At 68.2% G+C, this 26065-nt stretch carries 25 protein-coding genes and 1 tRNA gene; 7 read left to right on the top strand and 19 right to left on the bottom strand.

From position 1 onward, the window contains the following. Nucleotides 1-10: 10 nt before the first annotated feature. Entirely contained in the window at nt 11-424 is a 414-nt protein-coding gene (locus HXX10_RS02960; RefSeq protein ID WP_296519998.1) for a type II toxin-antitoxin system VapC family toxin, read from the bottom strand. Between the two features lie 27 nt (nt 425-451). Further along, a complete protein-coding gene (locus tag HXX10_RS02955; RefSeq protein WP_296519997.1) occupies nt 452-730 on the bottom strand; it encodes an AbrB/MazE/SpoVT family DNA-binding domain-containing protein in 279 nt (92 codons plus the stop codon). 190 nt (nt 731-920) lie between these two features. On the opposite strand from HXX10_RS02955, the gene HXX10_RS02950 reads away from it, so the two are divergent. Further along, a complete protein-coding gene (locus HXX10_RS02950; RefSeq protein ID WP_296519996.1) occupies nt 921-2543 on the top strand; it encodes an ABC-F family ATP-binding cassette domain-containing protein in 1623 nt (540 codons plus the stop codon). 286 nt (nt 2544-2829) lie between these two features. On the opposite strand, the gene HXX10_RS02945 is transcribed toward HXX10_RS02950, so the two are convergent. From HXX10_RS02945 to HXX10_RS02935, 3 genes are all read right to left on the bottom strand, one after another. Then, a complete protein-coding gene (locus HXX10_RS02945) occupies nt 2830-3261 on the bottom strand; it encodes an ASCH domain-containing protein (protein WP_296519995.1) in 432 nt (143 codons plus the stop codon). Beyond that, on the bottom strand, nt 3254-5422 hold the full coding sequence (locus tag HXX10_RS02940) for a GNAT family N-acetyltransferase (protein ID WP_296519994.1): 2169 nt from the start codon (nt 5420-5422) through the stop codon (nt 3254-3256). Before HXX10_RS02940 ends, HXX10_RS02945 begins: the two co-directional genes overlap by 8 nt. Before the next feature lie 998 nt (nt 5423-6420). Continuing rightward, complete coding sequence (locus tag HXX10_RS02935; RefSeq protein WP_296519993.1) at nt 6421-6936, bottom strand: L,D-transpeptidase family protein; 516 nt, start codon at nt 6934-6936, stop codon at nt 6421-6423. Between the two features lie 147 nt (nt 6937-7083). Here HXX10_RS02935 and HXX10_RS02930 point away from each other — a divergent pair, with 147 nt between their 5' ends. Then, the gene (locus HXX10_RS02930) at nt 7084-7770 is read left to right on the top strand and encodes a response regulator transcription factor (protein WP_296519992.1); all 687 of its coding nucleotides are present in this window, start codon (nt 7084-7086) and stop codon (nt 7768-7770) included. A gap of 235 nt (nt 7771-8005) precedes the next feature. Beyond that, complete coding sequence (locus HXX10_RS02925) at nt 8006-8461, top strand: Crp/Fnr family transcriptional regulator (RefSeq protein WP_296519991.1); 456 nt, start codon at nt 8006-8008, stop codon at nt 8459-8461. A 25-nt stretch (nt 8462-8486) separates the two neighbouring features. On the opposite strand, the gene HXX10_RS02920 is transcribed toward HXX10_RS02925, so the two are convergent. Next, the gene (locus tag HXX10_RS02920; protein WP_296519990.1) at nt 8487-9302 is read right to left on the bottom strand and encodes an exodeoxyribonuclease III; all 816 of its coding nucleotides are present in this window, start codon (nt 9300-9302) and stop codon (nt 8487-8489) included. A 175-nt stretch (nt 9303-9477) separates the two neighbouring features. On the opposite strand from HXX10_RS02920, the gene HXX10_RS02915 reads away from it, so the two are divergent. Together HXX10_RS02915 and HXX10_RS02910 are read left to right on the top strand one after the other, a co-directional pair. Beyond that, nucleotides 9478-9765 carry a type II toxin-antitoxin system ParD family antitoxin gene (locus HXX10_RS02915; RefSeq protein WP_296519989.1) on the top strand — a complete coding sequence of 96 codons (288 nt, stop codon included), beginning with the start codon at nt 9478-9480 and terminating at the stop codon, nt 9763-9765. Further along, a complete protein-coding gene (locus tag HXX10_RS02910; protein ID WP_296519988.1) occupies nt 9758-10099 on the top strand; it encodes a type II toxin-antitoxin system RelE/ParE family toxin in 342 nt (113 codons plus the stop codon). Before HXX10_RS02915 ends, HXX10_RS02910 begins: the two co-directional genes overlap by 8 nt. Before the next feature lie 52 nt (nt 10100-10151). On the opposite strand, the gene HXX10_RS02905 is transcribed toward HXX10_RS02910, so the two are convergent. The 7 genes from HXX10_RS02905 to tesB all read right to left on the bottom strand — a co-directional run bounded on the left by HXX10_RS02905 (nt 10152) and on the right by tesB (nt 18879). Beyond that, nucleotides 10152-10925 (bottom strand): outer membrane lipoprotein carrier protein LolA, encoded by a 774-nt coding sequence (locus HXX10_RS02905; protein ID WP_296519987.1) that lies wholly within the window; start codon nt 10923-10925, stop codon nt 10152-10154. A gap of 215 nt (nt 10926-11140) precedes the next feature. After that, on the bottom strand, nt 11141-13645 hold the full coding sequence (locus tag HXX10_RS02900; protein WP_296519985.1) for a DNA translocase FtsK: 2505 nt from the start codon (nt 13643-13645) through the stop codon (nt 11141-11143). A gap of 52 nt (nt 13646-13697) precedes the next feature. Continuing rightward, complete coding sequence (locus HXX10_RS02895) at nt 13698-14927, bottom strand: aminotransferase class I/II-fold pyridoxal phosphate-dependent enzyme (protein WP_296519984.1); 1230 nt, start codon at nt 14925-14927, stop codon at nt 13698-13700. A 270-nt stretch (nt 14928-15197) separates the two neighbouring features. Next, a complete protein-coding gene (locus HXX10_RS02890; protein ID WP_296519982.1) occupies nt 15198-16643 on the bottom strand; it encodes an ammonium transporter in 1446 nt (481 codons plus the stop codon). A gap of 28 nt (nt 16644-16671) precedes the next feature. Then, nucleotides 16672-17010, bottom strand: coding sequence for a P-II family nitrogen regulator (locus tag HXX10_RS02885; protein ID WP_296519981.1), 339 nt, complete (start codon nt 17008-17010; stop codon nt 16672-16674). 441 nt (nt 17011-17451) lie between these two features. Beyond that, complete coding sequence (locus HXX10_RS02880; RefSeq protein ID WP_296520064.1) at nt 17452-17790, bottom strand: P-II family nitrogen regulator; 339 nt, start codon at nt 17788-17790, stop codon at nt 17452-17454. Nucleotides 17791-18009: 219 nt separating this feature from the next. Further along, on the bottom strand, nt 18010-18879 hold the full coding sequence (tesB, locus tag HXX10_RS02875; RefSeq protein ID WP_296519980.1) for an acyl-CoA thioesterase II: 870 nt from the start codon (nt 18877-18879) through the stop codon (nt 18010-18012). Between the two features lie 179 nt (nt 18880-19058). On the opposite strand from tesB, the gene HXX10_RS02870 reads away from it, so the two are divergent. Next, nucleotides 19059-20279 (top strand): ubiquinone biosynthesis hydroxylase, encoded by a 1221-nt coding sequence (locus HXX10_RS02870; protein ID WP_296519979.1) that lies wholly within the window; start codon nt 19059-19061, stop codon nt 20277-20279. Between the two features lie 157 nt (nt 20280-20436). Here HXX10_RS02870 and HXX10_RS02865 read toward each other — a convergent pair whose 3' ends face one another. From HXX10_RS02865 to HXX10_RS02845, 5 genes are all read right to left on the bottom strand, one after another. Beyond that, a complete protein-coding gene (locus HXX10_RS02865; RefSeq protein WP_296519977.1) occupies nt 20437-21063 on the bottom strand; it encodes a glutathione S-transferase family protein in 627 nt (208 codons plus the stop codon). Nucleotides 21064-21208: 145 nt separating this feature from the next. Then, the gene (locus HXX10_RS02860; RefSeq protein WP_296519975.1) at nt 21209-21409 is read right to left on the bottom strand and encodes a Trm112 family protein; all 201 of its coding nucleotides are present in this window, start codon (nt 21407-21409) and stop codon (nt 21209-21211) included. Between the two features lie 99 nt (nt 21410-21508). Further along, nucleotides 21509-22183, bottom strand: coding sequence for an LON peptidase substrate-binding domain-containing protein (locus HXX10_RS02855; protein WP_296519974.1), 675 nt, complete (start codon nt 22181-22183; stop codon nt 21509-21511). A gap of 38 nt (nt 22184-22221) precedes the next feature. After that, a complete protein-coding gene (locus HXX10_RS02850; protein ID WP_296519973.1) occupies nt 22222-23142 on the bottom strand; it encodes a co-chaperone YbbN in 921 nt (306 codons plus the stop codon). Between the two features lie 82 nt (nt 23143-23224). After that, on the bottom strand, nt 23225-23776 hold the full coding sequence (locus HXX10_RS02845) for a prolyl-tRNA synthetase associated domain-containing protein (protein WP_296519971.1): 552 nt from the start codon (nt 23774-23776) through the stop codon (nt 23225-23227). A 196-nt stretch (nt 23777-23972) separates the two neighbouring features. On the opposite strand from HXX10_RS02845, the gene HXX10_RS02840 reads away from it, so the two are divergent. Then, a tRNA-Gly gene (locus tag HXX10_RS02840) sits at nt 23973-24047 on the top strand. A 288-nt stretch (nt 24048-24335) separates the two neighbouring features. Here the strand turns inward: HXX10_RS02840 and ggt are convergent. Next, nucleotides 24336-26063 carry a gamma-glutamyltransferase gene (ggt, locus tag HXX10_RS02835; RefSeq protein WP_296519970.1) on the bottom strand — a complete coding sequence of 576 codons (1728 nt, stop codon included), beginning with the start codon at nt 26061-26063 and terminating at the stop codon, nt 24336-24338. Nucleotides 26064-26065 lie beyond the last annotated feature (2 nt).

Genomic DNA, 26065 nt, shown 5'->3' with positions numbered 1-26065 from the left:
CCGGCCGGATTCACGCCGGCAGCGACCAGTCCTCGCTGCGCAGGCCGGGCACCCGGGCGAACTCGCGCGAATTGGCCGTGACCAGGAGGGCGTCGCGGCGGCGCGCCTGGGCGGCGATCAGGAGATCATAGGGGCCGATCGGCATGCCGGCCTTTTCCAAGGTCGCGCGGATGTCGCCCGCCTCGGCCGCGTCCTCGGCGTCGAACGGCAGCACGTCGAAGGGGCCGTCGAGGAAGTCGTCGAGCCGTCGGGAATTGTAGTCGCGGCGCGTGCTCTTAGCGATGCCGAAGCGCAATTCGAACAGGACGATGACCGAAATCAACACCGGCGACGCGGACGCGATGGCGGCATTGATGCGCAGCCGCGCCCGAGACGTCGGATCGTTCAGGGCGACGATGATCGTGTTGGTGTCGAGGCAAATCATGCGACCCGCCGTATGATCGCTCGGCGGCTACTTGTCCGCAGAGTCATCGTCGTCGTCGAAGTATTTGCGGTTGTCGACCGGCATCGGCGGCTGCTCGCGTCCTTCCGGCATGAACGGGATATCTCGATACTCGTCGAGCTTTGCCCACCACGCCTCGACGTCGAACTCCCCCTCCAGCGGCTCCAGCACCACGGTGCGGCCGACCTTGCGGACCCGCACCTCCTTGCCGGGCATGCGGAATTCCTTGGGCAGCCGCACCGCCTGGCTGCGCCCGTGCATGAACAGCTTCGCGCGCGCCTCGGCCATCGGCGCCTCCCTTGGTATCTACCAATGATAGATATCAACGGCCGGCAAAACCTGCAACCGGGCCGCCGGCAAGCAGGCCGCCGGAAAACGCGCCCGCGCCGGCGCGGCATGGCATAAGGGCGCCGCAAACCCGTCTTCCGGCTTCTCTCGTGCTCCAGATCCTACTCGTGCTCAAGGTTCCCGCGCTCCCATGATTCGTCTCGACACCATCTCCAAGCAGAACGGCCACCAGCTCCTGTTCATCGAGGCCTCCGCGGCGCTCCAGCGCGGCGAGAAGGTCGGCCTGGTCGGCCCCAACGGGTCCGGCAAGACGACGCTGTTCCGCATGATCACGGGCGAGGAGCAGCCCGACGAGGGCCAGGTCTCGGTCGATCGCGGCGTCACCATCGGCTATTTCAGCCAGGACGTCGGCGAGATGGCGGGCCGCAGCGCCGTCGCCGAGGTGATGGACGGGGCCGGCCCGGTGGCCGCCGTCGCGGCCGAGCTCGCGGAGCTCGAGCACGCCATGGCGGACCCGGACCGGGCCGACGAGATGGACGAGATCATCGAGCGCTACGGCGAGGTGCAGCACCGCTTCGAGGAGCTGGACGGCTACGCCCTCGAGGGGCGGGCCCGCGAGGTTCTGGCCGGCCTCGGCTTCAGCCAGGAGATGATGGACGGCGACGTCGGCAAGCTGTCGGGCGGCTGGAAGATGCGGGTCGCGCTCGCCCGTATTCTCCTCATGCGCCCCGACGCCATGCTGCTCGACGAGCCGAGCAACCATCTCGATCTCGAGAGCCTGATCTGGCTGGAGGCGTTCCTCAAGGGCTACGAGGGCGGCCTGATGATGACCTCGCACGACCGCGAGTTCATGAACCGCATCGTCGGCAAGGTGGTCGAGATCGACGGCGGCACGCTGACCACCTATTCGGGCGATTACGAGTTCTACGAAGGCCAGCGCGCGCTCGCCGAGAAGCAGCAGCAGGCCCAGTTCGAGCGCCAGCAGGCGATGCTGGCCAAGGAGATCGCCTTCATCGAGCGTTTCAAGGCGCGCGCCTCGCACGCGGCCCAGGTTCAGAGCCGGGTGAAGAAGCTCGACAAGATCGAGAAGGTGGAGCCGCCGCGCCGCCGCCAGACCGTGGTGTTCGACTTTCCGCCGGCGCCGCGCTCCGGCGAGGACGTGGTGAGTCTCAAAGACGTCCACAAGCGCTACGGCAGCAAGCGCATCTACGAAGGGCTCGACTTCAGTGTGCGGCGGCGCGAGCGCTGGTGCGTCATGGGCGTCAACGGCGCCGGCAAGTCGACATTGCTGAAGCTGGTCGCCGGCGCGGCCGAGCCCGACGACGGCAGCGTGGCGGTCGGCGGCAGCGTCAAGATGGGCTATTTCGCCCAGCACGCCATGGACCTTCTCGACGGCGAGCGCACCGTGTTCGAGCAGCTCGAGGACGCGTTCCCGCAGGCCGGCCAGGGCTCGCTGCGCGCGCTCGCCGGCTGCTTCGGCTTTTCCGGCGACGACGTGGAAAAGCGCTGCCGCGTGCTGTCCGGCGGCGAGAAGGCGCGCCTGGTGATGGCGCTGATGCTCTACGACCCGCCGAATTTTCTGGTGCTGGACGAGCCGACCAATCATCTCGACATGGCGACCAAGGAAATGCTGATCGGTGCACTCTCGCAATACGAGGGCACCATGCTGTTCGTCTCGCACGACCGGCATTTTCTAGCCGCGCTGTCGAACCGCGTGCTGGAGCTCACCCCGGACGGCATCCACCAGTACGGCGGCGGCTACACCGAATACGTCGCCCGCACCGGCCACGAGGCGCCGGGATTGCGGAGCTGATCAGGAGGGGGGCAGGGCGGCTGTAGGGTGGGTTAGGCGCGAAGTGCCGTAACCCATCCGTCGGATGCAAATGATGGGTTACGGCGCTTTCCAAGTGTGACCCAGCCAGCGTGGATTGCTCCCAATAAACGAGGTGGAGAGTAGCTTTGCTGCCGGCGAAGTTTTCGGCCTGCCCCGAGAATTCCGAACGTGACGAACAGCGTGAACTCGTCCTTGTTGCACTTTCCGTAGAGCGCAAAAACCTTGGGGCCTCCGCGGGCTCGTTCCTTAATCGGAATTCTCGGACTCATCTCTTGGCCAATTTTTGCAATGCCCTTGCTTCGGAATCCGTCAGCCGAACGAGCACCTGAGGTGGATGGAAACGGTCTCGGATCTTTCGCAGTTTGCTCATGGAAATTGGTTCAACACGCTCAGCCGCCTCCAATGATATGGCTACCGCTTCCTGAGCACCGTGGAAGTACTCTTTGAATGAGGCGTGATCCAAACCAACTTCATACTTGTGTCTTTGCCATATCTCACTTGGATGCGCTCGATCCACATCCGTGATGGTTACAACACCGACGACTGCTGCGGTGGGGCGGGTAGCATAAATCCAAAGGCGCGAACCGTTCGCTATCTGAGGAATACGCCGACGCAGCTCGATCGTTTTAGTACCATTCAAGATCGCATCCGCAAAATTCGGACGAATCGAGATGATTGCGTCGCATTCGTCAGGCACCGGACCACCCAAGATCAAGAATAGCTGCCAAAAGAGCATTCGGCAGTGCAGTTGTTCTTTGCAGGTTCGACGTCCCCTCGGCGCCGAGTGCTCGCAGTGTATCGAGGCGAACGGGAGTCGGAAACCGAATTAAATTGTCGAATGTTGTTGCTAGAACGTCGGACGAGGCAGTCAGCGGCTCGAGGTCCTCGACAACTGCCCTTTGGCGCAAATCGTCAGGTACCTGAGACTTCAGTATGACAACTGCGTCAACGATGCGGCCGGCCGCAACAATGGCGGCCCGTCCTCCTGACCTCCACGATTCGTAGAAGAGGATCGGCGCACCCGGCCGCATCAACGCCATTGTGCGGGGACTGTTAAAGTAGGTCCGAGAACCAACGAATGCCGCGCGTGGTCGACCGAATAGAGGGAACTGCTCGGCCGTTCCGAGGAGGTCGTCTGCATACGTCTTTGTGATTGGCGCGATAACTCCGTCGCGGCTCGGCCAGATGATCAACGTTGGCGAGAGTGCGTCTTCCAGGGAAGACAGAGAGACTTTCGTCGTGGTCCCGTCGGGACGTCGAACCAGCACGCCGAATTCGAGGGTGGAAGTGTCACGAGGATAATCAGGAAGCTCCAGTCCTGTCCGACGTCGCGTCTGTCGAATGATATTATCCCAAGTGGCGGGTGTTAATGGCCTGCCCATGGCAATCTTAATGAATCTCTCTGGCAGGTTTGTGGGTAAAAATCCTCGGAGCTGGGCTGTGCGCTTCGTGGCCGACTGACCAGGTCCACATTTCAACTCGATCGTTATCGGGCCCGAAGTGCAGGCCTCATAGAGCGCATCATCGAGCAGGTGTTCGACGAATGTGCCGTGCACGACGTGATCAGGCCGCACATGAACCAGGAGCTTGCCAGTCGCATTCACACTTGGCGGCATTTGGTAAATGCTCAGGCCGACGATCTCGCCATTCTCAAACACACCCATTGTTCGAGGACGTGAGAGAGATGAGGTGCTTGGGCAGAACTCCCGGATGACCTCTTCGCTGACTTGCTGAGAGACCAGGTAACGCTTGGCGTCCGGGATCGAAGCCGATTTAGTCTCACATTCTGTCCCCTGAAGCTGGTTGCGCCAGACGTTCGACTCCGGCGTCGGGAGCAGGTGGACAAATTCATCGAGCCCTGCGACATCCACGCCGATCATCTCGAGAATCTCATCGCGCGAGTTCAACAACGCTTCGTCGCTTGTGATGTAGCCGACAGCGCGAGACAGAGCCGCCTCGGCCAGATGACGCGCGTCACTCAACGCTTGGGGGCGGCCTGCCTGCGACCGCTTCTTGTCCTCGAACACGACCCGATGAATATCCGCGGCGAGGGTGTCGACTTCGATTTTCGGGAAGCTCGGCAGCCGTGGAAGTTGCCGCGCCAAACTCAATGTGGGGTCGGCGGCTTCGCCGCGTGATGACCGCTCCAACTCGACAATGAACTCAGGCGCTACCGCTAGACGAACCATGTGTGAAAGCGCAGCACTAAAAAGGTGATTTGCAAGGTCTGAACGCGCACGATCGCGGATGAGATCGAACAGAACGTTCAGATCGAACACATACAGCGGAGCCTCAAAGGCGCTGGGATGACGTAGTCCCAGATCCGCGACAGAAGAAGACATGACGTTCGAGGGGCTCATCAGCGAAAGCAGGCTTTTTGTATCGAGATTACGTGCACGGACAATGATGGTTCTCTGACGAGCCTGTCCACCGGCGCGTGTGCGTCGCTCGATAAAGCCATTTCGCTCGTAGAATGCTTGCGCGTCCGGCAAGTTGGACGCAATGGCCGCTGTCAAATCGATGTATCCTCGTTTCTCCAGGTAGGTCACGAGAGAGCTGATTAGTGCCGACGCGACCCCGCTTCGACGATGACTTGGCGAGACGGCAATCTGCAAAACACGAGCGCTAGGAAACACTCCGCCGAACAAGATATAGCCGGCAATTTCTAAAGTCTCCCCGTCCCGAGCGACCATGGCAAACAGGCGCCTTCGGTAGATGGCCTCGCGCAGGCCCCCTTCCGGGATGAAGCCGAGCGCATCCTTCTCTGCATCACCAATGGCTCGGATGGCCGAGAGGTGGAGCTCCAGGACGGACGGCTCCGTTTCAATGCGATAAGTAAACTTGCCTGAGAACATCATCTGTCGATTGTGCCTCAAGTATAACAAGCTGGATCGCGGGTATGCGACAAGCCAAATACTATAGAATGGAAGGGTGAACATATCACCTGGACGGGGTATAGGAAATCCCCCCGAACCTTATGTGGTACACCGAACAGTTCGTCAGTCTGTCGAGGAAGCGACGCTTCGCCTCGGTCATCCAGCTGTTCTAGACGCGTGCCGCCGTGTTTCTCGCGTGACGGTCGCCACGGGCTACCGCCGCGAAAAATCGCGGTGCCACGGCGAAAACCACACCCGCCGCGGCGGCAGGCACGACGCCGCTCCGGCGGTTTCGGCGAAACTTATCCCCGCTGCGGAAAACAGTCCTATATTCGAAGAGTCTCGCTCGTCGAGGGACGTCGACCGGTGACGTCGGGCGGCGGAGCGGGCCGGTTTTTCGCACGACGGTGTCGTGTGGAACGACCGGCCGCCGGAACTTCCGGGAAATCCGGCCGGCGGATGCGGCGCCTGCGGGTCCGGCCTCGTCCGCCGGGCTCCCGGGGGCTTTTGGGGCTCCGCCCTCCGGGCACGACGACCCGGGCGCGAGGAGCATCGCTGGAGAGGTTTTGGGCTCGGTCGGTCCAAAGCCGCAAGCGCGGCCCGAAAGCCCAAAATCGCCGCGGCGGAGCGCCGGGAGGCGTGCGCATCGACGCTTCGATGCGCGCTGCGTCCCGTCGGACGCAGACAAAGGTGTAGCGCCTGCCGGCGCTCCGCCTCCCTCGGCTTTTCGAAGACCGAGGGCACGGGTCATGGGCAAACCCCGTGCGCGAAAGGCGCGTCGCGGGAGGGAAGGAGATTTTGTGGGAGTACCGAGCGAACGTTTCGGCTTGTTCGGGCACGGCGCTCGCGCTCCTGCTCCCCGCAGGCGGGGAGAAGGTTGGGATGAGGGGGCGTTTCGTGGATACGGAGGCGCCCCCTCACCCGGACCGCTTCGCGGTCCGACCTCTCCCCGCGCAGCGGGGAGAGGTGAAGTGCGCGCCTCAGCCGATCCGGATCCGCGTTTTCGGCCCCACCAGCGCCAGCAGGCGGCGCAGGGCGGCCGGGTCGAGGGCGACGCAACCGGCCGTCGGCCCAAAATTCTCCCGCGTGACGTGGACGAACACGGCGCTGCCGCGGCCGGCCACCCGCGGGCGGGTGTTGTGGTCGAGCTCGATCACCAGGTCGTAGAGCCGGTCGTCGCGCCACAGCCGGTCGCCCGCATCGCGGGCATCGCGCCGGAATGGCCGGTTGTAGCGGCGGTCGCAAGACTCCTCGCACCAGGCGAGGCTTTCGGTGATGCGGCGGACCGGCAGGGCGGTGCGCGGGCGAAAACCGCGATCGGCGCGCCACCACAGGCGGACCGGCCGGAAGACGCCGCGCGGCGTCGCCCCGTCGCCCTCCCGCTTGTCGGCCCGGATGCCTCCGCGGCCGAGCGCCACCGGCAGGCGCAGCGGTCCGGCGGTGAGCCAGCCGCGCGACGGCCGGCCCGGGCGCGGCGCCACGGTGATCTGCCGCAATGCGGCCGGGACTTGTTGCTTCGGGTGATGGTTAAGCCGAATCAAGGGTCTGGCCTGGTTACAATCCGCTCGCGGCGCTTGCTCTTTTGTCCCCGAATGCTCTACTTCGCGCAACGTCGCGTTTTGTGCGTGCGCCAGAGGCCAGCGATGCCGAATGCCAGTAAGATTCTGATCGTCGACGACGAGACCGAGCTGCGCGAGGCCCTGGTCGAGCAGCTCTCGCTGCACGACGAGTTCGAGCCGGCCGCCGTCGACACCGGGGCGAAGGCCGTGCAGGCCGCGAAGAGCGCGCCCTTCGACCTGGTGATCATGGATGTCGGCCTGCCCGATATCGACGGCCGCGAGGCGGTGCGCATCCTGCGCAAGAACGGCTTCAAGGCGCCGATCATCATGCTGACCGGCCACGACACCGATTCGGACACCATTCTGGGCCTGGAGTCGGGCGCCAACGACTACGTACCAAAGCCGTTCCGCTTCGCCGTGCTGCTCGCTCGCATCCGCGCCCAGCTCCGCCAGCACGAGGCGAGCGAGGACGCGGTGTTCGCCATCGGGCCCTACACGTTCCGCCCCAGCTCCAAGCTCCTGGTCAGCCCCAAGGGCAACAAGGTGCGGCTGACCGAGAAGGAGACGGCGATCCTGCGGTTTCTCTACCGGGCCGGGCAGAAGCCGGTGTCGCGCGACGTCCTGCTCCAGGAGGTCTGGGGCTACAATTCGGGAGTCACCACCCACACGCTGGAGACGCATATTTACCGTCTGCGCCAAAAGGTCGAGCGGGACGCGGCGAATCCCGCCATCCTGGTCACCGAGGCGGGCGGCTACAAGCTGGTGCCGTGATCGGCCAGCCGACGGGACCCCGGTACCGTGGCGCCGAGCAGGCCCGGTTCGCGCGAGGGAAAGCGCTCTGACGTTAACAGGTTAGAGTGCGCGAACACGCAAAAACCGGGATTCATTCTTGTCGAATGCGTTCTATTATCGTTTCGGGCCGGCCGGCGGGCGCGCGGTCGGCCTATCCCCGTCGAGCCGGACGCCCCGTGATACCGCCCGTGGCCTGGACCATCGTCGCGACCGCATGAGCATCGAAGACGATATCGGCTTCCTGGAGAGCGTCCCGACGTTCCGGCTGCTGGGGCCGAATGCGCTGCGGATTCTGGCGATCGGCTGCGAAAGCCGGGGGCTCGCCTCGGGCGAGGTGCTGTTCCGGGCCGGCGATGCCGCCGACTGCGGCTATGTGGTGCAGGACGGCGCCTTCCGGCTCGATCCGCCGCGCTCCGGCGGGCCGCTCGTCACGGTCGGCCCCGGCGTGCTGCTCGGCGAGCTGGCCCTGCTGATCGACACGGTGCGGCCCGTGACCGCGACCGCCACCGAACCGGCCTCGGTGATGCGCATCCCGCGCCAGCTCTTCCTCAAGATGCTGGAGGGCTTCCCCGACGCCGCCTATCGGCTGCGCGACCACATGGCGGCCCGCGCCATGGAGACGGCCGACGACATCGCCCAGGTCCGCGCCGGCCTCGATCCGGGACGGTGATGCATCAGTCCGGTAGACTGATGCATCAGATTTCGAGCTTCACCGTCACCGGTACATGGTCGGAGGGGCGCGGCCAGCCGCGCGCCGCGCGGGCGACCGTCATCGACGAGACGCGGTCGCCGATCGCCGGGCTCACCCAGACATGGTCGAGCCGGCGGCCGCGGTCGGAGGCCTGCCAGTCGGCGGAGCGGTAGCTCCACCACGTGTAGAGCTTCTCGCTCTCCGGCACTTTCGCCCGCATGGCGTCGACCCAGCCGCCGGCCGTCTGGGCGGCGACCAGCTTCTCGCACTCGACCGGCGTATGCGACACCACCTTGAGCATCTGCTTGTGGCTCCATACGTCGTGCTCGAGCGGCGCCACGTTGAGGTCGCCGACCAGGATGGCACGGGTGCCATTGACCGGATGCAGGCCGGCGGTGGCGCGCATCTCGTCGAGAAATGCCAGCTTGTGGGCGAACTTCGGGTTGATCTCCGGGTCAGGCTCGTCGCCGCCGGCCGGGACGTAGAAATTGTGGAGCGTCGCCGGATCCTTGAGCCCGGCCTGCTCGCCGAACGTCACCGAAACGTGCCGGCAGTCCTGCTTGTCGCAGAAGCTGCGCGCGTCTTTCGCCTCGAAGGGCAACCGCGAGACGATGGCGACGCCGTGGTAGCCCTTCTGCCCGTTGGTCGCGACATGCGTGTAGCCGAGCCGCGCCAGCCGCTTCGCCGGGAACGCGTCGTTCGGGCACTTGGTCTCCTGCAGGCACAGCACGTCCGGCCGCACCGCCTTGAGAAGCTTGGCGACGAGATCGATCCGCAGCCGGACCGAGTTGATGTTCCAGGTCGTGATCGTGAGGGGCATCGGCACCTGCTCTTACCGCCGCCCTTGATAGCCCGGACGACGGCAGGAGCAAGGCGGTTTCGGGTCCGAGATGCCTGGGTTCCCGCTTCGGAGCAGGGGGACGTCCGGAACCGTGGCGACTGGTCGGATTTTATACTACTCTAAGGTCTCGGAGATATTCGGGAGAAGGCCTCGCATGCCGTCGGCCGAGAAGATCAGCATCACCATGACGGGCGACATGCTGCGCACGATCCGTGACAGCGTGGAGGCCGGAGAGTACGCGTCGACGAGCGAGGCGCTTCGTGACGCCGTGCGGGTCTGGCAGCGGCAGCGGCTGGAAGATGCCGAACGCCTGGCCGCGATCCGCGCCCGGGTGAACCGCTCCCTCGACGATCCCCGCCCCGATCTCGATGCCGGCGAGGTGGAAGACCGCATCGCGACCCTGGCCGCGCAATTGACGGTTCCGTCGCGCCGCGATGCGTAAGTTGGCGGTCCGCTATCGGCCGGAAGCGGTCGCCGACCTCGAGGATGTCTTACGGTACATCGCGCGCGCCAGCGCCAGCGCTTCGATCGCGGAGCAGTATGTCCGGCGGATCATGGACCGCTGTAACCGCATCGGCGAGACGCCCCGCGCAGGCCGTTCGCGCGACGACTTGCGGCCCGGCTTGCGGACCGTCGCGTTCGAGAGGACCGTCGTCATCGCCTACATGGTCGAGGCAGATGCCGTCCGTATCGTCAATGTGTTCTATGGTGGACGTGACTTCGAGGCTCTCTATCGGGGCGCAGACTCAGCCACGGAGACAGAATCCGGCGACTGACGGCCACGGCCGTGCGCGCCTGAAGTCGGCGCGGCCTCAGAACTGACGGCCGCTACTGCAGGATCCGCTCGTAATTGATCTTGAACATGCCGGGGTCGGGCTTCTTGGCGGGGTCGAGATTGTAGACCGCGACCGTGGTGTCGTAGCCCTGCGGGTCCGTCACGGTCCACTGGCGGAGCTGGTAGTCCTTGGCGCCGAACATCATCATCAGCTTGTGCGTGCCGGTGAGCGCCTGCTTCTCCTCGATGACGACGGTGACGAACACGTCGTCGGCCGACACCGACACCAGGTTGGTGTCCTTCATCAGGTCGATCTTCTCGACCAGCAGGTAGCGCAGCGGCGTCTGCGACAGCGGATAGAGGTCCTGGGTGGCGAGCTTGCGGTCGCGCACCACGACCGAGTTGCCGTCGGCGATCACGTCGATCGGGCTCGGCGGGTTGTACTCGAAGCGCACCTTGCCGGGCTTCTGGATGAAGAACTGGCCCTCGGTGCGGCCGCCGTCCGGGCCGACCTGGATGAAGTTCCCGACCAGGGTCTGCATGCCGGACAGATAGCCGCTGACCTTGTCGGCGAGCGCCTTCTGGGAGCCGTTGAACACGCCGGGCTGCGCCGGGGCTACGACCGGAACCACGTTGCCGGTGGTCTGCGGGCCGGTGAGGGCCGGCGCCGAGAGCGGCGGCCGGGCCGGCTGGGTGGCCTGCGCCACCCGCTTGGGCGACGGCACCGGCAGCGGGATGGACTGCGTTGCCGCCATCGCCGTGGCGCCGACGAGGCTGACGCCGATCAGCATGGTTCCGACCAGCGCGGCCGCCCCCGAAGTCCGCATGACCATCTCCGATTCACCCCGTGCCCAGAGAAAAACCTGTCGTCCAGGTCTATGGCGATTTCGCGGCCCGGGAGACGCGGCAACCGCCCCGGCACCGGCCCTGGTCGCCCGGTGCGGCACGCCGCCACTCTCGCCCCAACCGGGTCCGAGTCTCAAGCCTCTTTCGCGGCCGAAGGCCGTCCGGCGCCGGGTTAGTCCGCCCGGCGCGCCGCGCCTCAATAGCCCTCGGCGCCCTCGCCTTCGCCGACCAGGATCTCGCGCTTGCCGGCGTGGTTGGCCTGGCCGACCACGCCTTCGGCCTCCATTCGCTCCATCAGCGAGGCGGCCTTGTTGTAGCCGATCTGCAGGCGCCGCTGGATGTAGCTGGTCGAGGCCTTGCGGTCGCGCATCACCACCTGGACGGCCTGCTGGTAGAGGTCGCCGCCCTCCTGGCCCATGGCGGTGCCGTCGAACACCGCCTCGCCGTCGCCCTCCGGCTCCTCGACCGTGACGTCCTCGACGTATTGCGGCGTCCCTTGCGTCTGCAGGTGGCGGACGATCTTCTCGACTTCGTCGTCGGACACGAACGGGCCGTGCACGCGGCTGATGCGGCCGCCGCCCGCCATGTAGAGCATGTCGCCCTGGCCGAGGAGCTGCTCGGCGCCCTGCTCGCCCAGGATTGTGCGTGAGTCGATCTTGGAGGTGACCTGGAAGGAGATGCGGGTCGGGAAGTTGGCCTTGATGGTGCCGGTGATGACGTCCACGGACGGCCGCTGCGTGGCGATGATGACGTGGATGCCGGCGGCGCGGGCCATCTGGGCGAGGCGCTGCACGGCGCCTTCGATGTCCTTGCCGGCGACCATCATCAGGTCGGCCATCTCGTCGACCACCACCACGATGTAGGGCAGCGGCTCGAGGTCGAGCTCCTCGGTCTCGTAGATCGCCGTGCCGCTCTCCTTGTCGTAGCCGGTGTGCACGGTGCGGCTCAGCCGCTCGCCCTTGGCCTTGGCCTCGGCGAGCCGCACATTGTAGCCGTCGATGTTGCGCACCCCGACCTTGGAGAGCTTCTTGTAGCGGCTCTCCATCTCGCGCACGGCCCATTTCAGCGCCACCACGGCCTTCTTGGGATCGGTGACGACCGGGGTCAGCAGATGCGGGATGCCGTCGTAGACCGACAGCTCCAGCATCTTCGGGTCGACCATGATGAGCCGGCACTGGTCCGGCCGCAGCCGGTACAAGAGGCTCAGGATCATGGTGTTGACGGCGACCGACTTGCCCGAGCCGGTGGTGCCGGCGATCAGGAGATGCGGCATGCGGGCGAGATCGACGATCACCGGGTCGCCGCCGATCGTCTTGCCGAGGCAGAGCGGCAGCTTGGCGCTGGAGTCGTGATACTGCTCGGCCGCCAGCATCTCGCGCAGATAGATTTTTTCCCGCACGGCGTTGGGGAGCTCGATGCCGATCACGTTGCGGCCCGGCACCACGGCGACGCGGGCCGACACGGCGCTCATCGAGCGGGCGATGTCGTCGGCGAGCCCGATCACCCGCGACGATTTTATGCCGGGCGCCGGCTCGAGCTCGTAGAGGGTGACGACCGGGCCAGGGTGGGCGTCCAGGATCTCGCCGCGCACGCCGAAATCGGACAGCACGGTCTGCAGCGCCGCCTCGTTGGCCTTGATCAGCTCCATCGATGGCGCGTGGCGGTCGGAGGCCTTGGGGGCCGCCAGCAGGTTGATCGACGGCAGCTCGTACTCGCTCGGCTTCGCCTTGGCCGGCGCCTTCTTGGCGGCCGGCTTCTTGGGCGAGCGCTTCGGCGCCGGATCGTCGGCGGCGTCCTCGACCTCGTCGGTCGGCACCTCGTCGAAGGGCGGCGCGTCGTCGAACGCACGGCGCTCGACCGCGTCGACGTCCTCGCCGTCGAAGCGCGGCTCGCGGCGGTCGAGCGCGAAATGGTCGAGGTCGGGCGCGCGCGACGATCTGGCCAGCTTAACGCCCGCCGTGACTCCGTGGCGGAGAAGCCGCAGCGCCCGCGCCTTCAGGCTGAGCAGCGAATGCACGACGAAGCCGATCGAAATCGAGGCGCGCTCGTCCTCGTCCTCGGCGTCGGCCTCGCGCGTCTGAGGCGGTGCGGCCGGAGCGGGACGGGTGGGGGCGGCGGGCGCATCCTCGTCGTGCTCGGCGAATCCGACCCCGCTGGCGAACAGGATTGCGGCGGCCGCGAGCGCCCCGTAGAGGAGGCACAGGATCAGGGGGCCGACGCCGGCCGGCAGCAGTGCGGCGGGGTTGCGCACCAGCGCGTCGCCGACCACGCCGCCGAGCCCGCTCGGCAACGGCCAGGCGGCGCTGCGCGGCAGGCACGCGGCGAATCCGGCGGCGAGCGGCGCTCCCAGCGCCCAGGCGAGCACGCGCCACTTCTCGCGATCGAAGCGGCGCTGATTGGCGAGCCGCCACCCCCAGGCGGCGACCGGACCGACCAGGGCCAGGGTGGCGAGCCCGAAAAGCTGCATGAACAGATCGGCCGCGATCGCGCCCGGCACGCCGAGCAGGTTGCGCACCGGCGCGCTGGTGGCGTGGCTGAGGCTCGGATCCTTGACCGACCAGGTGACGAGCGCCGCCGTGCACAGCATGGCGAGCCCGACCAGCAGGAGCCCGCTCGCCTGTCGGATGCGCCGCTCCAGCCCGGCGCGGAACTCGTCCGGCAGCAAGGCGGCGGCTCCGATTCGGCGCTGCAGTGCGGGCATGGCGACTCCACTCGTTTCTGCCCTGGCGGCCACACGGCGCGGCCGCGCCCCTTCAGCCCAGCACGGCGACGAGGCGATGCAACGCCTCGGCCGTGGTCTCCTCGTCCTGCACCATGGCGATCCGGATATAGTCGGCCCCCGGATTGCTGCCGTCGGCCTGGTCGCGGGCGATGTAGCGTCCAGGCAGAACCCGCACGCCGGCCTCGCGCCACAGCCGCAGTGTCACGGCCTCGCTGCCGCCGAGCGCGGCGACGTCGAGCCACAGATAGAAGCCGCCGGCCGGCCGCACGTAGCCGTAGCGGTCGCCGACGATCTGGTCGGCGAGATCGAATTTTCGCGCGTAGAGGCGGCGGTTCTCCTCGACGTGAGCCTCGTCGCCGTATGCCGCGGCCGCGACGATCTGGGACGGCACCGGCACCTGCGGGGCGGCGACGTTGCGCAGATCGAGGAATTTTTGCAGGAACGCCGCGTCGCCGGCCGCGAAGCCGACCCGCAGCCCCGGCAGGTTCGATCGCTTCGACAGCGACTGGAACACCACGGCGTTGGAGAAGTCGCGTCCGGCCGCCTGCAGGATGCCGGGCGGCGCGTGGCGCGTATAAATCTCCGAGTAGCATTCGTCGGCGAACACCAGGAAGCCGTGACGGCGCGCCAGCGCCAGCAGCCGCGACAGATAGGCGAGATCGGCGACGGCGCCCTGCGGATTGGCCGGCGAGGCGATGTAGAAGGCGACCGTGCGGGCGAGCAGCGCCTCGTCGAGCGCGTCGAGGTCGGGCAGGAAGCCGGTGTGCTCGAAGGCCGGCACATAGACGACGTCGCATTCGGCCGCGGTGCCTCCGGCCGGATAGGCGGCGTAGAACGGGTTCGGCACCAGGATGGCGGGCCGCCCGGTCGGGCGGGTGCGCGTCGCCTCGACATGACGCTTGGCGGCGATCGCGCCGAGAAACAGCCCCTCGCGGGTGCCGCACAGGACCAGAAGCTCGCTAGCCGGATCGACCGGGCGCGGCAGGTCGTAGCGCCGCGTCAGCCAGGCGGCCGCGGCGGCCCGGAAGCTGTCCGTGCCCTTGCCGGCCGGGTAGCGGCCGAGCGAGGCGATGTCGGAGACGAGCGCGGCGGCGACGAAGCTCGGCACCGGGTGCTGCGGCTCGCCGATCGACAGGTTTATGGGCGCGCGGCCGGGATCGCTGCCGGCCAGAAGCTCGGTCAGCCGGACGAAGGGCGAGCGTGTGTCGAGCGGCCTTCCGGACGAAGGCGAAGGCACGCGGGCGGCGGGCGTCATGGACATCGATGATGCGTTCGTCGGGCGACCTCCGCCGCCGGCCGGCGGAGACGCGGTTCAACCATAGAGGGGGCGAGGTTAAGGCGCGATTAACCATCGACCGTCAAGCCCCGGAGCCATGCGCTCCGGCAGGCTGTCGTTTTCCCGCACTGCGCGGCTCGCGGCCGGGATCGAGGACGGCGCCGGGCACAAAAAAAGAGGCCCCGACACAAGGTCGGGGCCTCCGATCGAAAGGGGCGGTGCCGGGTCTCCGCCCCCTCCGAGTCCTGTGTTGCCTTACATGTTGTAGGCACGCTCGCCGTGGTCGGCGAGGTCGAGGCCCTCGCGCTCGGCCTCGGGAGTCGGCCGTAGCCCGACGACCAGATCGACGATCTTGTAGAGGATCGCCGAGCCGACGCCCGACCACACCAGCGTGGTGCCGACGGCTTTGCCCTGCGCGACGAGCTGGGCCATGAAGTCGTAGTCGGCGATCTTGTTGGCGACGTAGTCGAAGATGCCGGTGCCGCCGAGCGCCGGGTTGACCAGGATGCCGGTGGCGATGGCGCCGACGATTCCGCCGATGCAGTGGACACCGAACACGTCGAGGGCGTCGTCATAGCCGAAGGCGTTCTTCACCACCGAGCAGAAGAACAGGCAGACGACGCCGACAACGAGGCCGAGCACGATGGCGCCCATCGGGCCGGCATAACCGGCCGCCGGCGTGACGGCGACGAGGCCGGCGACGCAGCCGGACAGCGCGCCGAGGAGCGACGGCTTGCCCTTCACGATCCACTCCGCGAACATCCACGACAGTGCGGCGGCGGCGGTGGCCACGAACGTGTTGGTCATCGCCAGCGCGGCCGAGCCGTTCGCCTCGAGGGCGGAGCCGGCGTTGAAGCCGAACCAGCCCACCCACAGCAGCGCGGCGCCGATCATGGTCTGGGTCAGCGAGTGGGGAGGCATCAGCTCCTTGCCGAAGCCGATGCGCTTGCCGACCAGGAGGGCGCCGACCAGGCCGGCGATGCCGGCATTGATGTGCACCACGGTGCCGCCGGCGAAGTCGATGGCGCCCCACAGGAACACCTGACCGGCGTCGGCCATCACCTCGTCGAGCTTGGCCTGCGCGGCCGCCTTGGCGGCGCCGTCGGTCGCGGCCGCGAGTGCGGCGGTGGCGTCGGCGATCGCGTCGGGGCCGGCCCAGTACCAGACCATGTGGGCGATCGGGAAGTAGATCAGCGTCACCCAAAGCGGGATGAACAGCGCCAGCGCCGAGAACTTCATGCGCTCCGCGAAGGCGCCGACGATCAGGGCCGGCGTGATCGCCGCGAAGGTCATCTGGAAGCAGACATAGATCAGCTCCGAGATGTTGGCGCCGACCGAGAAGGTGGCGGCCTTCGAGTCCGGCGTCACGCCGGCCAGGAACAGCTTGGAGAAGCCGCCGATGAAGGGCGAGCCGCCCGTGAACGTCACCGAGTAGCCGTAGAGGGCCCACAGGACGACGACGATGCAGACCGTGTAGAAGACATGCGCCAGCACCGAGAGCATGTTCTTCTGACGCGCCAGGCCGCCGTAGAACAGCGCGAGGCCCGGGATCGTCATCAGCAGCACCAGCACCGACGAGGTCATCATCCAGGCATTGTCGCCCTTGTTGACCGTCGGCTCGGCCGCGAAGGCCGTGCTCGCCGCCAGCATCGCGATCGCGAACGTCGCGAGCCCCGCACGATACGGATTCTTGTATGTCATCATGTTGCTCCTGTCCGTTGGGTGCGGGTTACAGTGCCGCATTGTCGGTTTCGCCGGTCCGGATGCGGACCGCCTGGTCGATGCCGACGACGAAAATCTTGCCGTCGCCGATCTGGCCGGTCTTGGCGGCGCTCGAGATGGTCTCGATGACCTTCTCGACCTGATTGCTCGGCACCGCGATCTCGACCTTCACCTTCGGCAGGAAGCTCACGGCGTATTCGGTGCCGCGATAGATTTCGGTGTGGCCCTTCTGTCGCCCGTAGCCCTTCACTTCCGTCACGGTCATGCCGTAGACGCCGATGGACGTGAGCGCATCGCGGACCTCGTCGAGCTTGAATGGCTTGATGATGGCCATGACGATTTTCATGAATTCGATCCCCGCTAGAGCCCCCTCTGTGGTGAGGACGGGCTGAAATACACGGCTCCGCACGCGAGATCGCCCCCCGCAGGCTTAGCCACGCCTCCCCCCGAATCAAACGGCGTGCCAACCGGGTTCAAAAGAGCTGCGGCGCTGATTCTGCGGTGCTTTGCCACGCCGTCGCGCTGCGCTGCGCAATGACGGCGGGTGCGGGGCGGCCAAAAGCCGGGCCGCCGGGGCGCGATGGCTATGGGATGCGCAATCGCGGCGGGTTTTCTGCCTAATATTTAGTCGACGACCCGCGCGACGGTTGCCGACGCGTAAACAGGCACGCGATGGTGCGGCGTAGCCCGATGGGGTCGGCAGCTCCGCGCACGAACAGAACCGACCGGCGAAACGCCGGGTCGGGTCTGTCGGACGGCATAGAAGCAGCCGGGTTCCGAAGACGCCTCAGAGCGCGTCGGCGTCGGTCTCGCCGGTGCGGATCCGCATGGCGCGGACCACGTCGGTGACGAAGATCTTGCCGTCGCCGATCTGGCCCGTGCGGGAGGCCGAGGTGATCGCCTCGATCACGGCGTCGACCTGCGTGGCCGGCACCACCACGTCGATGCGCACCTTGGGCAGGAAGCTGACGACGTACTCGGCGCCCCGGTAGACCTCGGTGTGGCCCTTCTGGCGGCCGTAGCCCTTGACCTCGGCGACCGTCATGCCGCTGATCCCGATGCGGGTCAGCGCCTGGTGCACCTCGTCGAGCTTGAACGGCTTGATGACCGCGATGACGAGCTTCATGCCGGCCCCCTCTGTGGTGCTCGGCGGCGCCGTTGCCGCCCAGGCGCCGCGCCCGGCCCGGCCGGTGGCGCCCATCATGGTGACGCGAACCTCGTCCGCGCGCGGATGCGACGCCGACGGCGAAAGGATGCGGCCCGCACCCTACGACAATGCTGCGCCGCCGTCAGCCGTCGCGTGCATGTCCAGTGCGGATCGCGCTACGCGCCGCGTCCCGCGCGCTCAGTCGTGGCGGGGACGGATGACGCCTTCCTGCGCCACCGACGCGATCAGCGTGCCGTCGCGCGCGAAGATCAGGCCGCGGCCGAAGCCGCGCCCCCCGCAGGCGTTCGGGCTGTCCTGGCAGTACAGGAGCCACTCGTCGGCCCGGAACGGGCGGTGGAACCACATCGCGTGGTCGAGGCTCGCCGCCATGAAGTCCTTCTCGAACAGCGTGCGGCCGTGCGGGATCATCGAGGCGTCGAGCAGCAGCATGTCGGACGCGTAGGCGAGCACGCAGCGGTGAATCGCCGGTTCGTCGGGCAGCCGGCCGGTGGTGCGGATCCACACATGGAAGCGGCCTTCCGGATGCGCCTTGCCGAGATAGCGCTCGAACTCGACCGGGCGCAGCTCGATCGGCCGCTCGCGCTCGTAATAGCCGCGCACCGGATCGGGCATCAGCGGCAGGATGCGCTCCTTGAGCTCGAGCTCGCTCGGCAGCGTCTCCGGGTCGGGCACGTGCGGCATCTCGAACTGGTGGTCGAAGCCCTGCTCGGGCTTGTGGAACGACACCATGGCCGAGTAGATCGGCCGTCCGTGCTGGATCGCGGTGACGCGGCGGGTCGTGTAGCTCTTGCCGTCGCGCAGGCGCTCGACCTCGTAGATGATCGGCACCTTGGGGTCGCCGGCCAGCAGGAAATAGGCGTGCAGCGAGTGCGGCGGCCGCTCGGCGATTTCCGCGACGGTGCGGCAGGCGGCGACCAGCGCCTGGCCGATCACCTGGCCGCCGAACACGCGCTGCCAGCCGGATTGCGGGGAGCGCCCGCGGAAAAGGTTCACCTCGATCGGTTCGAGATCGATGATCGACAGCAAGTGCTGGACGGCGGACGCCATGAGTTCCGGACCATGAGGCTGGTGGGGTGGAACCGCCAATGACGCCGGCGCGCCGCGCAAAGTCAAGGCGAGCGGAGGAGGCGGATCGTCCGGTCGCATGGTCGCGGCCGCCTGCCCGGTGCTATAGGTCTGCCGGCGCCGCGCCGGTCGGGCTCGCGGCGGTAGAAGGCACGGATTTCATGACCTCGGACCGCACCAAAGTCCTCGTCGCCGGTGGCGGCTTCGCCGGCCTCGCGCTCGCGCTCGCGCTGCGCCAGTCGCTCGGCTCGGGCTTCGCCGTCACGGTGGCGGATCCGGCGCTGGCGCGGCCGGCCGTCGATGCGCGCGCCTCGGCGATCGCGGCGGCGACACGGCGCATGCTGGAGACGCTCGGCGTGTGGCCGGCGGTCGCCCCCGCCGCCCAGGACATCCTCGACATGGTGATCACCGACAGCCGGCTCGACGACGCCGTGCGGCCGGTGTTTCTCACTTTCGCGGGCGAGGTGGCGCCGGGCGAGCCCTTCGCCCAGATGGTCGAGAACGGCGTGCTCTTGAAGGCGCTGACCGAGCGCGCCAAGGTCGACGGCCTCGATCTTCGCGCGACGTCGGTCACCGGATACGAGCCCGGCCCGCACGGCGTCACGGTGCGACTGGCCGACGGCGCCGTGGTCGAGGCGAGCCTCCTGGTCGCCGCCGACGGCGTGCGCTCGCGGCTGCGCGACCTCGCCGGCATCGGCACGGTCGGCTGGGAGTATGGCCAGTCGGCGATCGTCACCACGGTGAAGCACGAGCGCGAGCATCACGGACAGGCCGTCGAGCATTTTCTTCCCGCCGGCCCGTTCGCCATCCTGCCGCTGACCGACAACCGCGCCTCGCTGGTGTGGGTCGAGACGACGGCGGAGGCCGCGCGCATCGTCGCACTGCCGGACGACGCCTTCCATGCCGAGCTGGAGAAACGCTTCGGCCTGCATCTCGGCGAGCTCGCCGCCGTCGGGCCGCGCCAGGCCTTTCCGCTCGGCCTCGCGGTGGCGCGCCGCTTCGTCGACGACCGCTTGGCGCTGGTCGGCGACGCCGCCCACCGGGTCCATCCGATCGCCGGCCAGGGCCTCAATCTCGGGCTTCGCGACGCGGCCGCGCTGGCCGAGGCCGTCGCCGATGCGGCTCGGCTCGGCCTCGATGTCGGCGGTCCCGACGTGCTCGAGCGCTACCAGCGCTGGCGGCGTTTCGACACCATGACGATGGGGCTGGCCACCGACGGGCTGAACCGCCTGTTCTCCAATCGCTCGGACCTCTTGCGCCTTGTCCGCGACCTCGGCCTCGGCCTGGTCGACCGCGCGCCGGTGCTCAAACGTGTCTTTGTGCGCGAGGCGGCGGGGCTGTCGGGCGAGGTGCCGAAGCTTCTCAAAGGCGAGGCGTTGTAGGGGCTGCGATCTGCGTTCGCTGCATCCGTCGTCCCGGGGCGCTGCGAAGCAGCGAGCCCGGGACCCATACGCCCGGTCTTCCGTGAGCCACCGGCACCGGGGGTATGGATTCCGGGCTCGCGGACCCGACGGTCCGCGCCCCGGAATGACCGGGGCGTCACACCATCGGGATCGAGGCGACGTGCTCGCGAAACGCCGGGCGCGCGTCGATCGCGGCGTACCAGCGCTCGAGGTTCGGGAACGCCGGCCGCTCCGCCACCAGCTCCAGAAACCGGCGTGCCATCACGGCCACGGGGATGTCGCCGTAGGAAAAGGCGTCGCCGGCCAGATAGGGCGTCCTGGCCAGCGCCGCGTCGGCGATGCCGAAGGCCGCGATGCTCTTGGCCTTGCCGGCCGCAATCGCGGCCTCGTCGCGCTGCTCCGGCGGGGTGCGCACGAGCTGCCAGAACACCGGGATGATGGCCGGCCCCGCGATGGTGAGCTGCCAGTCCATCCACTGGCCGGCGCGGGCGCGCTCGCGCGCGTCGGCGGGCTCCAGCGGGCCCGGCCCGTAGGTGGCGGCGAGATAGCGCACGATGGAGTTCGACTCCCACAGCAGGAAGCCGTCGTCCTCCTCGAGCGTCGGCACCAGCCCGTTGGGGTTCCGGGCCAGATAGTCCGGGTCCTTGTTGCCGCCGAACGGCCCGCCGATGTCGATGCGCTCGTGCGCGAGGCCGAGCTCGCCCACCGCCCACATGACCTTCTGCACGTTCGACGAGGTGGTGCGGCCCCAGATCTTCAGCATTTGTTCTCCCAGCTTCGGCCTTCTGCTCCGGTCATTCCGGGGCGGCGCGCAGCGCCGAACCCGGAATCCAGAGGCAACGCATGTGTTCGGGGCTGGATTCCGGGTTCGCGCCTCCGGCGCGCCCCGGAATGACGGGTGCGCAGCCTCAGTCGAGGCGGCGGGCCTCCTCGACCAGCATGATCGGAATGCCGTCGCGGATCGGATAGGCGAGCCGGGCCGACCGCGAGACCAGCTCCTGGCGCTCGGAATCGTATTCGAGCGGGCCTTTGGTCAGCGGGCAGACCAGGATTTCGAGGAGCTTGGGATCGACCGAACCGGCCGCGCGGTCGGGAGGCGTCGAGGTCATGCGGTGAATTTCCGTTGTCACGGGGGGTCGCTCGGCCGAAGGGTCGAGCCGGGGCAGGATAGCCCCGGCGGCGGTGCGCCGGCAACGGGCGCGGCCGCCTCACTGCAGCGAGGCGTCGCTCGGGTTGCGGCCCTTGGCGAGCTCGATCTTGGTGACGGCGACCAGGATCTCGGCGCGGGTCTTGAGGTCGGGCGCCTCCAGCAGGGCCTGCTTCTCGGCCGGTCCGTAGGGGGACATCATGGCGAGCGCGTTGACCAGCGCCTCGTTGGGGGCGTTCTCGATGCCGTCCCAGTCGGCCTTCAGCTTGTTGGCTTCGAGGAAATCGCGCAGCGCCTGCAGCAGCGTCTCGCGGTCGACCGCCTTCTCGCCCTTGCGGGCGACGAAGTCGTCGGCGAACGGCCCAAAGGTGACCAGGCACTGGCGGTAGGGCGTATCGACCGACAGCTCGTGCTCCAGGCGGAACCGGGCGACCCCGGTGAGCTGCAGCAGGTAGCGCCCGTCCCCGGTCTCGGCGAGCTGGGTGATGCGGCCGGCGCAACCGACCTTGAACAGGTTCGGCTTGTCCTCGGGGCCCGGATGGCCGCTGTCCGGCTGGATCATGCCGATCAGGCGGTGGCCGCTCCGCAGCGCGTCGTCCACCAAGGCCAGGTAGCGCGGCTCGAAGATGTTGAGCGGCATCTGGCCGCGCGGCAGCAGCAGGGCGCCCGGCAGCGGGAACACCGGCAGCGTCGACGGCAGGTCCGCGGGTCCCCGATAGGTGGTGTTCATGGGCATGGCCGTCTCCGTGACCTTGGTCCGGCGCGGCCGGAGTCTCAGGCGAACAGGATCGAGGACAGCCGGCGGCGGCCCGAGACGGTCGCCTCGTCGGTCGGGCCCCAGGCTTCGAAGAGCTGGACGAGCTGCTTGCGGGCGCCGTCCTCGTTCCATTTGCGGTCGCGCCGGGCGATCTCCAGCAGGTGATCGACCGTCTCGGCACGGCGGCCCTTGGCGTTGAGGGCGAGCGCCAGGTCGAAGCGGGCCTGGTGGTCGAGCGGGTCGGCCGCGACCTTCTTCTCCAACTCGACCAGGGGGCCGAGCGCGGCGGCCTGCTCGGCGACCTCGAGGGCGGCGGCGGCGGCCGCGACAGGCGGCTGGCTGCGCTTCGCCTCGGGCACCATGGCGAGCGTCTGCCTGGCCTGCTCGAGCTCGCCGGTCTCGACATGGCAGCGGGTCAGCCCGGCCATGGCGTGGATGTTCTCGGGGTCGTGCGCCAGCACCTCGGCATAGATCTCCGCCGCCGACGCGGCGTCGCCCTCGACCAGGGCCGCGTCGGCGGCCTCGATCGCCTGCTGCACCGGATCGTCGGCCGCGCCTTTGCCGCCGGTCAGGCGCTCGACGAAGGCCACCACCTGCTGCTCCGGCAGCGCCCCCATGAAGCCGTCGGCCGCCCGGCCGTCGGCGAAGGCGATGACGGCGGGAATCGATTGAATGCCCAACTGCTGCTGGAGCTGCTGGAAGACGGCGCCGTGCTCGTCGATGTTCAGCTTGCAGAGCTTCACCTTGCCCCGGGCGGCCCGCACCACCTTCTCGAGGATCAGGGTGAGCTGCTTGGAGGCCGGGGAGCGCGGCGACCAGAAATCGACCAGCACGGGCTGCCGGCGCGATTCCTCGATGGCGTCCTTCATGAAGCCCTGGGTGGTCGTGTCCTTGATCAGCCCGTCCGCGGCCACCGCCGCTCCGCCGTCCTGCAACATATGGAGTGTCCTTTATCGGGGTGCCGCCGCGCCCCTCCGCCCGACTAGATGGGGAAGCACGGAACTCATTGCAATCGCGACGTCAATCGGGCGCTTCGCCGCTCCCGTCTCGGTTTCCGTCTAGGTTCCCGTCCTGGCTGCCGCCCGAGACGGCGGCGATGCGGGGCTCGTGGCCCGTATGGCGCAGGAACCGTACCAGGTCGGCGGGCGCGATCGCCGTCGTCATGGTGTTGATCAGCGGATGGTAGTTCAACGTCTCCTCGGCCAGCATGGGCGTGTCGAGCACCACGGTCACCCGCAAGGCCGCGTCGTTGATGGCCGCGAACGGCGTCACCGAGCCGGGCTCGACTCCGAGCGCTTCGCGCAACAGCTCGGCCGAGCCGAACGAGAAGCGGCCGGCCTCCAGCCACCGGTGCAGGCCCTTGAGGTCGATCGCCGCGTCCTCGAGCGCCACCACCAGGAACAAGGTGCCCCGGCGGTCCTTCAGAAACAAGTTTTTCGTATGCCCGCCCGGGATCTCGCCGCGCAGCGACTGCGATTCCTCGACCGTGAACACGGCTTGATGCCGCACCGTGCGGTGGGCGACGCCGAGGCGGTCGAGGCAGGCGAACAGGTCGTCGGGCGTGGCGGGCATGGGGCGATGTGGTGGCTGCGCTCGTCGGCGCGCGGCACTGGACCGCGCCGGACAGTCTCCGTCAACCCTGTCGAAAGCCCGCCTGCCGCCCGGCACCGCTGGCGTGCAAGCCCGGTCCTTCAGGTGCGTCACGACGGTTGCCAAGCGATCCGAGTTTGGGTAGAGAAGCGCCTCGGTGGCCGTGCCGCCGCAGGATGCGGGCGTAGCTCAGTGGTAGAGCACAACCTTGCCAAGGTTGGGGTCGAGGGTTCGAATCCCTTCGCCCGCTCCAAGTCCGCTCGGTTTACCGGCGGGTCATCAGTGTGATTTTGCGGACGCGTGCAATGTTGCCCGTCTTGTTGCGCTTTGTGACGTTTGCTCCCACACCCGTTCCACCGGTTGCCGGCCGATTCAAGACCGCGTCGCTGTTCGTTCCCGACTACCGCAGCGGCTGGTCGATCCGCCTCAACGCGCGTCCCCCCGGCCGTGGTCGCGCCCGCCGTCAGCTCGGCCGCCTGCTCGACAGCCGCCACCGGGTTTCCTGACGCGCCTGTCGCCGTGCCGCCGTCGCCGACCTGCCTCACTCGCCTGCCGCCAGCGCGCCGCGCGAGCGCTGATCCGCGACCCCGACCAGGCCGTCCGGCGTCGCCGCCACCGTGTGGGCCGAGCCCGAGGTCGCGCCGATACGCAGCCGGTGGCCGAGCGCCGCCAGCCCACGGACCGTCGCCTCCGGCATGCTGCGCTCGACCAGCACCTCGTCGGGCCGCCACTGGTGATGGACGCGCGGCGCCGCCACGGCCTCGGCCGGCGCCAGGCCGAAGTCCAGCCGGTTCACGATCACCTGCAGCACCGTCGAGATGATCCGGCTGCCGCCCGGCGCCCCGGTGACCAGCACCGGCTTGCCGTCCTTCAGCATGAGGGCCGGCGTCATCGAGGAGAGTGGCCGCTTGCCCGGCGCCGGCGCGTTGGCGGCCCCGCCGACCAGCCCGAAGGCGTTGGGGGCGCCCGGCTTGGCGGCAAAATCGTCGAGCGTGTTGTTGAGCAGCACGCCGGTGCCGTCCGCCACCAGGCCGACCCCGAAGTTGAAGTTGAGCGAGGTGGTCAGCGCCACGGCATTTCCGTCGCGGTCGACCACGGAGAGGTGCGTCGTGTTGGCACCCTCACGCCCCAGCGCCGGGCTGTCCGGGCGGATTTCCGACGCCGGCCGGGCTTTTGCCGGGTCGATGCCCTGGCGCAAGGTGGCGGCGTAGTCCTTCGACAGCAGCCGTTCGAGCGGCACGTCGACCTTGTCGGCGTCCCCCAGAAACGCCGCGCGGTCCGCATAGGCGAGCTTCATCGCCTCGATCTCGAGATGCAGCGCCGCCGGCGAGCCGGCGCCGAGCTTTTGGAGATCGAAACCTTCGAGGATGTTCAGCATCTCGACCAGATGGACGCCACCCGAGGAGGGCGGCGGCATGGCGATGATGTCGAAGCCCCGATAGGTGCCGCGCACCGGCGGGCGCTCCACGGCGCGGTAGCCGGCGAGGTCGGCCTTGGTGAGAATCCCGCCGGCCGCCTGCGCGGCGGCGACGATGCGATCGGCGATCGGCCCGTCGTAGAAGGCCGCGGGGCCGTCGGCCGCGATCGCCTCCAAAGTCTCGGCGAGGTCGGGCTGCACCAGGCGATCGCCCTCGGCGGGCGGCCGCCCGTCCTTCAGGAACACCCGCGCCGAGGACGGCCAGCGGGCGAGGCGCGGCGCCGCCAGCATCAGCGAATCGAGCAGGTCCTCCTGCACCGGCACGCCGGCGCGGGCGAGCGCGATCGCCGGCGCGATCAGCTCGGCGAGCGTCAGCCGACCGGAGCCGAAGCGCCGATGCGCCAGCGCCAGCCCGGCGACGCTGCCCGGCACCCCGATGGCGAGCGCGCTGTTGCGCGACTTCTGCGGATCGGCATTGCCGGCCGCATCGAGGAACATGCCGGCGGTCGCCGCCGCCGGCGCGGTCTCGCGAAAATCGATGGTCGCGTTCTCGCCGGAGGCGCGATGCAGCACCAGGAATCCGCCACCGCCGAGATTGCCGGCGCGCGGCAGCGCCACGGCGAGCGCAAAGGCGGTCGCCACCGCCGCGTCGACGGCATTGCCGCCGCGCGCCAGGACGGCAGCGCCGATCCGGCTGGCCTGGGCGTCCTGGCTCGCCACCATGCCGGCTCGCGACGTCACGCCGGCCGCACCGGTCTGCCCGGTGCTCGGCGCCATCGCGGCCTCCTGGGCACGCGCGACGATCGGCGCGGCGATCAGCAGCGCGAGGAGGGAGACGACGGCGAGACGCATGC

The organism is Rhodoplanes sp., from assembly GCF_013377085.1.
GTDB lineage: Bacteria > Pseudomonadota > Alphaproteobacteria > Rhizobiales > Xanthobacteraceae > Rhodoplanes.
Note: the sequence above shows the minus strand (reverse complement) of the source record. Positions and strands in the feature narration are given on the sequence as shown.

Bases quoted from the DNA above. Each gene is read 5' to 3' on its own strand.
- HXX10_RS02930 (WP_296519992.1), top strand. From the start codon at position 7,084: ATGCCGAATGCCAGTAAGATTCTGATCGTCGACGACGAGACCGAGCTG.
- HXX10_RS02905 (WP_296519987.1), bottom strand. From the start codon at position 10,925: ATGCGGACTTCGGGGGCGGCCGCGCTGGTCGGAACCATGCTGATCGGC.
- HXX10_RS02865 (WP_296519977.1), bottom strand. From the start codon at position 21,063: ATGCTGAAGATCTGGGGCCGCACCACCTCGTCGAACGTGCAGAAGGTC.
- tesB (WP_296519980.1), bottom strand. From the start codon at position 18,879: ATGGCGTCCGCCGTCCAGCACTTGCTGTCGATCATCGATCTCGAACCG.
- HXX10_RS02855 (WP_296519974.1), bottom strand. From the start codon at position 22,183: ATGCCCATGAACACCACCTATCGGGGACCCGCGGACCTGCCGTCGACG.
- HXX10_RS02915 (WP_296519989.1), top strand. From the start codon at position 9,478: ATGCCGTCGGCCGAGAAGATCAGCATCACCATGACGGGCGACATGCTG.
- HXX10_RS02900 (WP_296519985.1), bottom strand. From the start codon at position 13,645: ATGCCCGCACTGCAGCGCCGAATCGGAGCCGCCGCCTTGCTGCCGGAC.
- HXX10_RS02890 (WP_296519982.1), bottom strand. From the start codon at position 16,643: ATGACATACAAGAATCCGTATCGTGCGGGGCTCGCGACGTTCGCGATC.
- HXX10_RS02885 (WP_296519981.1), bottom strand. From the start codon at position 17,010: ATGAAAATCGTCATGGCCATCATCAAGCCATTCAAGCTCGACGAGGTC.
- HXX10_RS02850 (WP_296519973.1), bottom strand. From the start codon at position 23,142: ATGTTGCAGGACGGCGGAGCGGCGGTGGCCGCGGACGGGCTGATCAAG.
- HXX10_RS02845 (WP_296519971.1), bottom strand. From the start codon at position 23,776: ATGCCCGCCACGCCCGACGACCTGTTCGCCTGCCTCGACCGCCTCGGC.
- HXX10_RS02920 (WP_296519990.1), bottom strand. From the start codon at position 9,302: ATGCCCCTCACGATCACGACCTGGAACATCAACTCGGTCCGGCTGCGG.
- HXX10_RS02955 (WP_296519997.1), bottom strand. From the start codon at position 730: ATGGCCGAGGCGCGCGCGAAGCTGTTCATGCACGGGCGCAGCCAGGCG.
- HXX10_RS02910 (WP_296519988.1), top strand. From the start codon at position 9,758: ATGCGTAAGTTGGCGGTCCGCTATCGGCCGGAAGCGGTCGCCGACCTC.
- HXX10_RS02960 (WP_296519998.1), bottom strand. From the start codon at position 424: ATGATTTGCCTCGACACCAACACGATCATCGTCGCCCTGAACGATCCG.
- HXX10_RS02925 (WP_296519991.1), top strand. From the start codon at position 8,006: ATGAGCATCGAAGACGATATCGGCTTCCTGGAGAGCGTCCCGACGTTC.
- ggt (WP_296519970.1), bottom strand. From the start codon at position 26,063: ATGCGTCTCGCCGTCGTCTCCCTCCTCGCGCTGCTGATCGCCGCGCCG.
- HXX10_RS02940 (WP_296519994.1), bottom strand. From the start codon at position 5,422: ATGATGTTCTCAGGCAAGTTTACTTATCGCATTGAAACGGAGCCGTCC.
- HXX10_RS02895 (WP_296519984.1), bottom strand. From the start codon at position 14,927: ATGTCCATGACGCCCGCCGCCCGCGTGCCTTCGCCTTCGTCCGGAAGG.
- HXX10_RS02880 (WP_296520064.1), bottom strand. From the start codon at position 17,790: ATGAAGCTCGTCATCGCGGTCATCAAGCCGTTCAAGCTCGACGAGGTG.
- HXX10_RS02870 (WP_296519979.1), top strand. From the start codon at position 19,059: ATGACCTCGGACCGCACCAAAGTCCTCGTCGCCGGTGGCGGCTTCGCC.
- HXX10_RS02950 (WP_296519996.1), top strand. From the start codon at position 921: ATGATTCGTCTCGACACCATCTCCAAGCAGAACGGCCACCAGCTCCTG.
- HXX10_RS02860 (WP_296519975.1), bottom strand. From the start codon at position 21,409: ATGACCTCGACGCCTCCCGACCGCGCGGCCGGTTCGGTCGATCCCAAG.